The organism is Embleya sp. NPDC059213 (genome assembly GCF_042754445.1).
Taxonomy (GTDB): Bacteria; Actinomycetota; Actinomycetes; order Streptomycetales; family Streptomycetaceae; genus Embleya.
In genome coordinates this window covers 1-10,316 of record NZ_JBHZAV010000263.1, presented here as the reverse complement: position 1 = coordinate 10,316, position 10,316 = coordinate 1, and the positions used below count along the sequence as shown (strand labels likewise).

Annotated in this window: 11 protein-coding genes; 6 read left to right on the top strand and 5 right to left on the bottom strand. The window is 72.3% G+C overall.

Annotation, left to right across the window (positions count from 1 at the left end; translation table 11 throughout):
* The 5 genes from ACFXMF_RS44295 to ACFXMF_RS44275 all read right to left on the bottom strand — a co-directional run.
* The coding region (locus ACFXMF_RS44295; RefSeq protein WP_380021185.1) for a hypothetical protein at positions 1-366 on the bottom strand (366 nt) is incomplete at its 3' end.
* Between the two features lie 262 nt (positions 367-628).
* Positions 629-1,177, bottom strand: coding sequence for an AAA family ATPase (locus ACFXMF_RS44290; protein WP_379992309.1), 549 nt, complete (start codon positions 1,175-1,177; stop codon positions 629-631).
* A gap of 315 nt (positions 1,178-1,492) precedes the next feature.
* The gene (pcp, locus tag ACFXMF_RS44285; RefSeq protein ID WP_360309103.1) at positions 1,493-2,137 is read right to left on the bottom strand and encodes a pyroglutamyl-peptidase I; all 645 of its coding nucleotides are present in this window, start codon (positions 2,135-2,137) and stop codon (positions 1,493-1,495) included.
* A gap of 44 nt (positions 2,138-2,181) precedes the next feature.
* Positions 2,182-3,150 (bottom strand): DUF979 domain-containing protein, encoded by a 969-nt coding sequence (locus tag ACFXMF_RS44280; protein ID WP_379992308.1) that lies wholly within the window; start codon positions 3,148-3,150, stop codon positions 2,182-2,184.
* Entirely contained in the window at positions 3,147-3,908 is a 762-nt protein-coding gene (locus ACFXMF_RS44275) for a DUF969 domain-containing protein (RefSeq protein WP_360309107.1), read from the bottom strand. The genes ACFXMF_RS44280 and ACFXMF_RS44275 overlap by 4 nt, the downstream gene beginning before the upstream one ends.
* Positions 3,909-4,063: 155 nt before the next feature.
* Between ACFXMF_RS44275 and ACFXMF_RS44270 the strand changes: the two genes are divergently transcribed.
* From ACFXMF_RS44270 to ACFXMF_RS44245, 6 genes are all read left to right on the top strand, one after another.
* Positions 4,064-4,786 (top strand): GntR family transcriptional regulator, encoded by a 723-nt coding sequence (locus ACFXMF_RS44270; RefSeq protein ID WP_360309109.1) that lies wholly within the window; start codon positions 4,064-4,066, stop codon positions 4,784-4,786.
* Complete coding sequence (locus tag ACFXMF_RS44265) at positions 4,783-5,547, top strand: LamB/YcsF family protein (protein ID WP_379992307.1); 765 nt, start codon at positions 4,783-4,785, stop codon at positions 5,545-5,547. Before ACFXMF_RS44270 ends, ACFXMF_RS44265 begins: the two co-directional genes overlap by 4 nt.
* Entirely contained in the window at positions 5,544-6,161 is a 618-nt protein-coding gene (locus ACFXMF_RS44260; RefSeq protein WP_360309113.1) for a carboxyltransferase domain-containing protein, read from the top strand. Before ACFXMF_RS44265 ends, ACFXMF_RS44260 begins: the two co-directional genes overlap by 4 nt.
* Positions 6,158-7,027: a biotin-dependent carboxyltransferase family protein gene (locus ACFXMF_RS44255; RefSeq protein ID WP_360309115.1), complete on the top strand. Its 870-nt coding sequence runs from the start codon at positions 6,158-6,160 to the stop codon at positions 7,025-7,027. Before ACFXMF_RS44260 ends, ACFXMF_RS44255 begins: the two co-directional genes overlap by 4 nt.
* A gap of 278 nt (positions 7,028-7,305) precedes the next feature.
* Positions 7,306-9,897 (top strand): class III lanthionine synthetase LanKC, encoded by a 2,592-nt coding sequence (lanKC, locus tag ACFXMF_RS44250; RefSeq protein WP_379992709.1) that lies wholly within the window; start codon positions 7,306-7,308, stop codon positions 9,895-9,897.
* Between the two features lie 111 nt (positions 9,898-10,008).
* A complete protein-coding gene (locus tag ACFXMF_RS44245) occupies positions 10,009-10,143 on the top strand; it encodes a SapB/AmfS family lanthipeptide (protein WP_360309119.1) in 135 nt (44 codons plus the stop codon).
* The last annotated feature ends 173 nt before the right edge of the window (positions 10,144-10,316 follow it).

Genomic DNA, 10,316 nt, shown 5'->3' with positions numbered 1-10,316 from the left:
GCCGTGCGCGGCCTGCTCGGCGTCCGGCCGGCTCTTGTCCGACCCGCCCTTGCCGCCGAGGACCCTGGCGTCCGGGCACGCCTCGGCGGCGGCCGAGGCGGCGGCGCCCATCTCGTTCTTGGCGCGTTCGAGCTGTTCCTGCCGGGACTTGTCGGGCTGCCCGGCCGCGGCGGCGGCGTCCCTGGCGAAGTCCGCGACCGCGGCGTCGTACTGCAATTGCCCCTTCGCGGCGGCGGCGACCGCTTTGGCACAGTCCGCCGGGTTGACCTGGGGGCGGGCCGGAGCGGCGTGGGCGACCGCGGGGACGGCGAGCGCGAGCGTCGCGCCGAGCAGCGCGGTGCCCGCAAGCCTGGTGATCGAACGCATGATGCAACCTCCGGCGAGCCCGGACGCGGTAGCGACCTACCACTGGGACAGCCGTGCTCGCGACTTCCAGGTAAGCCGGGCGAAGAGCCCCCCGCATGCCGAAAATGCCGCCTCGACGCCGACTGGCTACACTGTGTCACCCCGGCACTCCCGAGTTTCCGCACGACACCCGGTATCCGCACCCGGTTCGCACCACCCACCGGCGGACTGCCGAACGGGTGACCCTCGATCGTCCACCCCGATCCCGGGCCCGGCGCGGCGGTCAGTCGGTGGAGTCGCGAAGCGTTCGCAGGATCGTCGCGACGCGTTCGTGCGCAGTCGCGGCCGGGATGTCGACGAGGTCGTAGCCGAAGGCCCGGTAGCTCTCCTCGTGGACGCGCTCGAACTCCAACGACTGGGCGAAGTCGATCCGGCGGGCGGCGGTGGGTTCGCAAAAGCCCAGGTTCCGGAGGAAGAACACCCGACGTCGATACGTGCCGGCCTCGGCGATCCGGTCGAGTTCGGCGGACAGCGCCGCCGAGATCGGCCGGTCGAGGTAGACGCTCAGCGCGTGGGTGCAGATCGGCGACCGGTCGAAGAAGCACACGTCCTCGCTCCGGGTCCCGGCCTCCCGCTCCCGTTCGCGTTGCAGCGCGACGACCCGGTCGACGAACGACGCGTCGGTCCACGGCTCGCGCTCGCCCCGGGCCTGTCCTCGGGCGATGACGTCGGTCGCCGCCTCCTCGACGACGGCGTACCCCGCCTGCGCCAACAGGCGCAGCACGGTCGTCTTGCCGGCACCGGGCGTGCCGGTCAGGATGTATCGCTTCATGGTGGGTCCCTCGTCGACGACGTGGCCGGTGCGCGCACCGCGAGCCGCGGTGGCGGGGCGCATCGAGGTCGCGTCCGGTGCCCGGTGGTCCCGTCCCGATACGGGACGCCCGGCGGGGACCGTCCTCGGTCGACCCGCACCCACCGAGCCATCACCCGTGGCAGCGAGCACGATGACCGGGCACCAGTATCCACCCCCGTGCCGACTCGCTCCGCACGCGGCCGTCCGTACCTCCACGATCGAGGGCCTCGGGCCGTTCGCGAACCCGGGCGACCGCTGTCGGCTCGCATCCCGTGTCGACGGGCGGACGGGTGGTCAGTGGGTGGTGCCGCCCGGGGCGGTGATGTCGGTGGTGCGGGCGACGGCGGTGGTCATGACGGCGCGCAGGCCGGCGGCGATCGTGGGCAGCGGCAGTGAGGGGACCGCCCGGTCGGTGGCCTGGTCGGAGGAGAACGGGACGTGCACGAAGCCGCCGCGGGTGGTGGGGCGTTCGGTGGCGAGCAGGTGCATCAGGCCGTAGAAGACGTGGTTGCAGACGAAGGTGCCCGCCGTCTGGGACACCGACGCGGGCACGCCGGCGGCGCGGGCCGCCGCGACGCACGCCTTGACCGGCAGCGTGGCGAAGTACGCGGCGGGGCCCGCCTCGACGATCGGTGTGTCGATCGGCTGCCGGCCGGCGTTGTCCGGGATCCGGGCGTCGTCGACGTTGATCGCGACCCGCTCCACGGTCACGTCCGGCCGACCGCCGGCCTGGCCCACGCACAACACCAGGTCGGGGTCGACCCGCTCGACGGCGGCCCGCAGTTCCTCCAGCGCGACCCCGTAGACACAGGAGAGTTTGACCGCCGTCACCGTCAGGCCCGGTTCGGCCGCGTCCGCGAGCAGGCGTACCGCCTCCCAGGAGGGGTTGGTGGCCTCGCCGGCGAAGGTGTCGAATCCGGTGACGAGTACGCGGGTCATGGTGGTTCTCTCCTGGGACGCGGTGGACAGGGGACGCGGCGGGATCAGAAGGCGAAGGCCGACATGATGCCGATGTTGACGACGAGCAGCGCGCCGGCGGTGGGCAGTTGCGCCTTGATCGGCCCGTACTGGTCCTTGAGCCCCAGCAGCGCCGCGGGCACGATGTTGAAGTTGGCCGCCATCGGGGTGCACAGCGTGCCGCAGAAGCCCGCGAGCATGCCCAGTGCGAGCACCACCGCCGGATCGCCGCCGCCCTCGACCACCAGCACCGGCCAGCCGATCGCCGCGGTCATCACCGGGAACGCGGCGAAGGCATTGCCCATGATCATGGTGAACAGGAACATGCCCAGGCAGTACACGATCACCGCGACGTAGATCTTGCCGTCCGGCAGTACCTTCGAGGTGAGCACGCCGACCTGCTTGCCCACGCCCGAGACCTGGAAGATCGAGCCGAGCGTGGCCAGCAGTTGCGGCAGCAGCAGCGCCCAGCCCATCGCCTCCAGCATCGAGCGGCCCTCGTGGATCGGCACGCTGATCCGCTTCTCGCGGACCACGAGCATGCCGACCACCAGCGCGACGATCGCGCCGACGCCCAGTCCCAGGATGGTCTCGCTGCCCTTTTGCAGGACCGGTTCGGAGCCGATGTGCCACTTCTTCACGAGCACCGCGCACACCATCGCCACCACCGGGATGGTCAGTGCGGGGATGAAGAGGCGGCTGCCGAGTCGGGCGGCGATGGCCACCCGCTGCTCGCGGCCGGTGGTGTGCACGGTGCCCTTGCCGGTGAAGCCGAAGCCGGCCAGACACACCATCACCAGCACGGCCACGCCCAGCGGTTCGGCCGGGGAGGTCTTCTCCACGACGCGGGTGCTGTAGACGAAGCCCGCGCCGAGCAGGCCCCAGAACGCGGCGCTGCCGAACCGCTTGGGGTTGCTGCGGTCCACGAGCATCTGCGCGGCCATCACCAGGAAGACGGCGCCGACGAGCCAGAAGAACCACTCGACCTTGATCACTTGAGCTTCCCCTCGGCGACGATGCCGGCGGCGGGACCGGCGACGACGGATGCGGCGGCGGTTTCGGCGGGCGGTCCGGCGGCGGCGATCGCCGCGAACTCGCGGGCCAACGTGCGGTCCAGCCGCAGCAGTCGGCCGCCGTGGATGAGGAACGCGAAGACGGCGGTGGGAATCGCCCACAACGCCACGTGCAGCGGCTCGATGTGCTGGTGGTACGTGGTGTTCACGAAGCCGGTGATCAGCAGGATCGAACCGACCGCCAGGAAGCAGTCCTCGCCGAAGAACAGGCCGACGTTGTCCGCGCCGGCGGCATGCGAACGAATCTTCTCCCGGGTCTTGTCCGGGAGCGGTCCGTGGCTGCGCTCGGCGGCGCCCTCCGCCATCGGGACCACCAACGGCCGTACCGTCTGGGCCGGTCCGCCCAGGCTGACCAGGCCGACGGCGGCGGTGAGCTGACGCAGACCCAGGTACAGCACCAGGAAACGCCCGGTGGTGAGTTTGCCGAATCGCGCGATCAGCGTCCGGGCCTGCTCCTGAAGGCCGTTGCGCTCCAGGAGCCCGATCACCGGCAGGGTGATCGCGAAGATCGTCACGCCCCGGCTGGAGGCGAAGCCGTTGCCGAAGGCGGCGAGCACTTCGCGCGGGGACAGGTCGCCGAGCAGGCCGGTGGCCACGCCGGAGACACCGACCACCAACAGGGGGTTGCGTCGAGTGGCGAACCCTACGATCACCAGCAGGACGCCGAGGAGCACAATCATTGCGCAGCCTTCCACGCTCGGGTCCTCGAACAGGGGGACGAGGAGGTGCCGAGGAGGCTAAGCTATTGTTGAACAATCCCACAAGACCTTGTGAACGGTGCGGGAACTTGATCTACTTCCTCCCGCACCGCTCGTCGCACTCTGGGGGACCCCACATGGGCCAAGACGTCGACCTCGCCCGGCCTTCCGCCGACGACACGCTCGGACGCCTTGCCGCCGATCGCGACCTGCTCGGGCGTTCGGGCACCGCACAACGTGTCGCCGAGGTGCTGCGCGATCGCATCGCCGAGGGTGCGCTGCCCCCGGGCACCCGACTCTCCGAACAGGCCCTGGGCGCCGCCCTCGGAGTCTCCCGCAACACGCTGCGCGAGGCGTTTCGCACGCTGGTCGACGGCCGCCTGGTCGTGCACGAGATGAACCGGGGCGTCTTCGTGCGCACGCTCGACCCCGACGACGTGAACGACATCTACGCGGTCCGTCGGGCCCTGGAGGGCACCGGCCTGCGCGCCGCGGCCACGGCCGGCCCCGTACACCTCGCCGCACTGCACGCAGCGGTGGCCGGCGGCGAGGCGGCGGCCGACGCCGGCGACTGGCCCGAGGTCGGCACCGCCGACCTGCGCTTCCACCGGGCCCTGGTCGCCCTCGCGGGCAGCCCGCGGCTGGACGAGTACATGACCCGGTTGCTCGCCGAGCTGCGGCTGGCCTTCCTGGCCATGCCCTCGGCCCGCGCGCTGCACGAACCGTTCCTGCGCCTGAATCGGCGCATCGTCGACCTGCTCGGGGCCGGCGACACCGCGGGCGCCGCGGCGGTCCTGGAGCGCTACCTGGACGACGCGTGCGAGATGATCTGCACCGCGATGCGGATGGACGGCGCATGAACACCACCGTGATCGACCTCAACGCCGACCTGGGCGAGGGCTTCGGCCGCTGGACGCTGACCGACGACGCGGCGCTGCTGTCCGTGGTGACCAGCGCCAACGTCGCGTGCGGATTCCACGCCGGGGACCCGGCCACGATGCGTCGGGTCTGCGACCTGGCCGTCGAGCGCGGCGTGCGGATCGGCGCGCAGGTCTCCTACCGCGACCTGGCCGGCTTCGGCCGCCGGGCGATGGACGTCCCGGCCGCCGAGCTGGCCGCCGAAGTGGCGTACCAGATCGGCGCGTTGGAGGTCTTCGCGCGTGCCGCCGGGGCCCGGGTGGCCTATGTCAAGCCGCACGGCGCGCTGTACAACCGCGCGGTGTGGGACGTGGACCAGGCCGGCGCGGTGGTCGCCGGTGTGCTCCTGGCCGGCGGTGCGCTGCCGGTGCTCGGGCTGCCCGACTCGCGCCTGCTCGAAGCCGCCGAGTCCGCCGGACTGCCTTGCGTACGCGAGGCGTTCGCGGACCGCGCATACACCGCGCAGGGCACCCTGGTGCCGCGCGGGGAACCCGGGGCCGTCGTCCACGACGGCGACCGGGTCGTGTCCCGCTCGTTGACGATGGCGCGTGAGGGCGCCGTCGTCGCCATCACCGGAGAGCGGGTCGCCGTCTCGGCCCGGTCGCTGTGCCTGCACGGCGACACCCCGGGCGCGGCCGAGCTGGCGCTGCGGGTCCGCCGCGCGCTGCTGGCCGCCGACGTGTCCCTGGAGCCGTTCGCGTGAGGGCCCTGCCGGTGGGCCGACACGCGCTGCTCCTGGAGGTGGACACGGCCGACCGGGCCGAGGCGCTGCACGCCGAACTGCTGCGCCGCCGCGCCGCGGGAACCCTGCCGACGGTGCGCGAAATCGTTCCGGCGGCCCGCACCGTGCTGTTGGACGGGCTCGCGGATCCCGCCGCACTGGCCGCCGACGTACCCGGTTGGCGCATCCCGCCGCTGTCCGCCGAGGCGGGCGAGCGGATCGAGATCGCGGTCCGCTACGACGGGCCGGATCTGGTCGAGGTGGCCGGGCTGTGGCGGGTGCCGGTCGAGCGGGTCCCGGAGATCATCGGCGCGGTCACCTTCCGGGTCGCCTTCTGCGGCTTCGCGCCCGGCTTCGGCTACCTCACCGGGCTGCCCGAGCGCTACCACCTGGCCCGCCGGGCCACCCCGCGCACCGCCGTACCGGTCGGCTCGGTGGGGCTGGCCGGCGAGTACGCGGGCGTGTATCCGCGCTCCTCGCCCGGCGGTTGGCAACTGATCGGCAGCACCGACGCGGTGTTGTGGGATGCCGCCCGGGAGCCCGCCGCACTGTTCGCCCCGGGCGTGCGGGTGCACTTCGTGCCGGAGGGGGGATGAACACGCGGGCCGTCGAGGTGGTCCGGGCCGGCGCCCTGACCACCGTGCAGGACCTGGGCCGAGCCGGGTTCGCGCACCTGGGCGTGCCCCGCTCCGGCGCACTGGACCAACCCGCACACCGGCTGGCCAATCGCCTGGTCGGCAATCCGCCGGACGCGGCGACCCTGGAGACCACTCTGACCGGCACCGCCGTGCGGGTGCGCTCGACCACCGTGGCCGCGGTGGTCGGCGCACCCTGCACGGTCCGGGTGCAGGGCCGCCCGGTGGCGTGGGGCGCGGCGATCCGGATCCCGGCCGGCGCCGTGCTCGACGTCGGCCCGGCCACCGCCGGTCTGCGCGGCTACCTGGCCTTCGCCGGCGGCGTGGCGGTCGAACCGGTCCTGGGCAGCCGCTCCACCGACCTGCTCTCCGGGCTGGGGCCGGCGCCGCTGGCCGACGGCGACGTGTTGGCACTGGGCGAGCCGAGCGGCCCCACCCCGGCGGGCGCGGACGTGTCCCGATGCCCGGGCCCACCCAGCGAACTCGTGCTGCCGCTGGTCCTCGGCCCGCGCCGGGACTGGTTCTCGCCCGGCGCCCCGGCCTCGCTCGGCGCCGCCCGCTACACGGTGGCCTCGGCGAGCAACCGGATCGGGCTGCGTACCGACGGGCCCGCGTTGAGCTGGGCACGCACCGACGAACTGCCCAGCGAGGGCATGGTGTTGGGTGCGGTGCAGGTGCCCCCGGACGGACGACCGGTGCTCTTCCTGGCCGACCACCCGGTCACCGGCGGCTACCCGGTGATCGGCGTGGTCCCCGAGGAACACCTCGGCCAAGCCGCCCAGGCGGTCCCCGGCACCCCGGTCCGCTTCACCGTCACCGCGCCCTGAGCCACCGCGCTTCGCGGCCGGCTCCCGGGTCATGGCTCCCGGCTCCCGGCTCCCGGATCGGCAACACCGCTGGTGTACGCGGTGGTTGCCGCTCGCGTGTCGGGCACCCGCATCGGCGGCGCTCCCGCCCCGACCGGTAACTCGGTTGTCATGCACGTGAGTTCTTCACGTGCGGACCCGTGCGTTCCTCATGACGTTTCGTGATGAATACGACTGCCGTCCACTCCTGTTCGCCGGCAACGTTCTCCACGGCACCAGCCATCGGGAATGGGAGTGCGATGAACAAGGGGTACGCGGCCTACTGCGACGCCGATCGGACGTTCTACGACGCACCGCACCGGCTCCGCACGGACGAGAGCGGTCCGGCGGCGTCCTACCGGACCACGCGCCGCGAACTCCCGGACGGCTGGCTGCGGCACAACTTCGCCGACTGGCTCGCCTTCCGACCGGCCGAGTACCCGCTGCCCGCCCAGGGCTGGAAGATCCACGTCTCCGCGTGCCTGGGCAACGCCGAGAGGATACTCGCCGCCGTCTGGGACTACTGCGTCCCACGCGGCATCGCCTTCAAGTGCGTACCGAGCCGGTACCTGCTGCACACGCGCAACGCCAAGTACGCCGACCGGGCCGGCAGCGGGAAGTTCGTCACCGTCTACCCCACCGACGACGAGCAGTGTCGCAACATCGCGACCGACCTGGCCGAGCTGTTGGCCGGCGAACCCGGCCCGTACATCCTCAGCGACCTGCGCTGGGGCGAAGGACCGGTCCACCTGCGGTACGGCAGCTTCACCGAGCGCAACTGCCACAACGAGCGCGGCGAACCGTGTCCCGCGATCGCGGACGACACCGGCACCCTGGTCCCCGACCGCCGCGAACCCACCTTTCGGCTGCCGCCGTGGCTCGACCTGCCCGCCTTCCTGGCCCCGCACCTGGCCGCCCGGTCCGCGACCACCGTCGGCGAACTCCCGTACAAGATCGAGCGTGCGCTGCACTTCTCCAACGGCGGCGGCGTCTACATCGGCCGGGATCTGCGCACCGACGAGCAGGTCGTACTCAAGGAGGCCCGGCCGCACGCCGGGCTCGCCGCGGACGGCGCGGACGCGGTCACCCGGTTGGAGCGCGAGCGCGACGCGCTGCGCCGACTGAGCGGGCTCGGCTGTACCCCCGAGGTGCACGACTGGTTCACCCTCGGCGAACACAGCTTCCTGGTGTTGGAGTTCATCCAGGGCAGCCCGCTGAACACATTCTTCGCCCACCGGCATCCGCTGATCGAGACGGATCCCTCGCCCGAGCAACTGGTCGAGTACACCCAGTGGGCGATGCGGGTCTACACCCTCGTGGAGAACGCGGTCGCGCAGGTCCACGCTCGCGGTGTGGTCTTCAACGACCTGCACCTGTTCAACATCATGATGTCCGAGGACGAGAGCGCGGTGACGCTGCTCGATTTCGAGGCCGCCGCCGTGGACGACGACAACGCCCGACAGGTGGTCGCCCATCCCGGCTTCGTCGCCCCGCGCGACCGACGTGGCGCGGAGGTGGACCGCTACGCCCTGGCGTGTCTGCGGATCGCCCTGTTCCTGCCGCTGACCAGCCTGTTCGCCGTGGATCGGGACAAGGCCCGGCATCTGGCCGACATCGCCGCCGAACAGTTCCCGATCCCGGCCGGTTGGCTGGACACGGCGGTCGAGGAGATCCTGCGCGGGCACCGGCCCGAGCAGGATCCGCAGACGAGGATCCCCGATCGCCCCCGGCCGACCCACGGTTACCTCCCGGTCGCCTTGGACGACTGGCCGAACAGCCGCGACTCGATGGCCCGGGCGATCCACGCGTCCGCCACACCGGGCCGCGACGATCGTTGTTTCCCGGGCGACATCGTCCAGTTCGCCGTGCCCGGCGGCGGTGCGAGCTTCGGGTACGGAGCGGCGGGCGTGTTGTACGCGCTGGCCGAGACCGACGCCGAGCCGCTTCCGGCGGCCGAGGAATGGCTGTTGCGCGCCACCGAGAACCCGCCGCCCGGGAACCCGATCGGCTTCTACGACGGCCTGTCCGGCGTCGCCTGGACGCTGGACCGGCTCGGTCGGCGGGAACGGGCCCTGGATCTGGTCGACACGATCCTCGCGCAGGACCGGCGCATGCTGGGACCGGATCTGCACAGCGGCCTCGCCGGTCTCGGCCTGGCCCTGCACGACCTGGCCGGCTCCACCGGCGAATCCGCCCTGGACACCCATGCGTTCGCGTGTGCCGAGCAGCTCGCGGACCGAATCCGCACCGGTCCCGCACCGGCCCGGGCCGGCTTGTTGCACGGCGCCACCGGCGGCGCGCTGCTGTACCTGCGCCTGTACGAACGACTCGGCGACCCGAGCCTGTTGGACGCCGCCGCCGAAGCGCTGCGGGCCGACCTGGCCCGCTGTGTGATCGCGGTCGGCGGCACCCTCCAGGTCGACGAGGGCAGCCGCACGATGCCCTACCTGGGCGCGGGCAGCGTAGGCATCGGCATGGTCCTGGACGACTACCTCGCGCACCGTCCCGACGCCGAGTTCGAGCAGGCCCGCGGCGAGATCGTGCGCGCCGCGCAGGCCAGGTTCTGTGCCCAGCCCGGCCTGTTCCGGGGCACGGCGGGCATGGTGCTGCACCTGAGCCGCACCACCACCGGTGGGCCCGGGACCGAACCGGCCGACATCCGTCGGCAGATCGAGTCGTTGTCCTGGGGCGCGGTCCCCTACCGGGGCCGACTCGCCTTCGCCGGTGAGCAGATGATGCGGCTGTCGATGGATCTCAGCACCGGCACCGCCGGTTGCCTGCTCGCGTTGGGCAGCGCCCTGCACGACCGACCCGTGCAACTGCCCTTCCTCCCGCCGCCTTCGCGGCCCTGAAGCCGATCCCTTCACGGGGATCGAAGCAAGACCCGCCTGCGGTTTCGGGCGGGCGCACCAGGCGATCGATGTCCCGTCGATCGAGTACCACTACCGAGAGGAATGATCACCATGGCACTTCTCGACCTGCAGGCGATGGAGACCGAAGAGGCCCCCGAGTTCGGTGGCGGCGGCCACGGTGGCGGCAGCCGCCTGAGCCTGCTCGTGTGCGGCGACAGCCGGCTGAGCCTGCTCATCTGCGACTGACCGATCCACTCCCGGGGTTGACCACTCCGAGGTGAAAAGCGCGACGCGGGGCCCGGCGGCGGGCTTACCCCCCGGGCCCCCGGGCGCGGAATTAAGCCCCCACCGCGCGGGCCCCGGGCCCCCCCCCGGGGGGTTTTAAAAAAAACCAGCCCCCCGCACAACCAAAAAAAGGG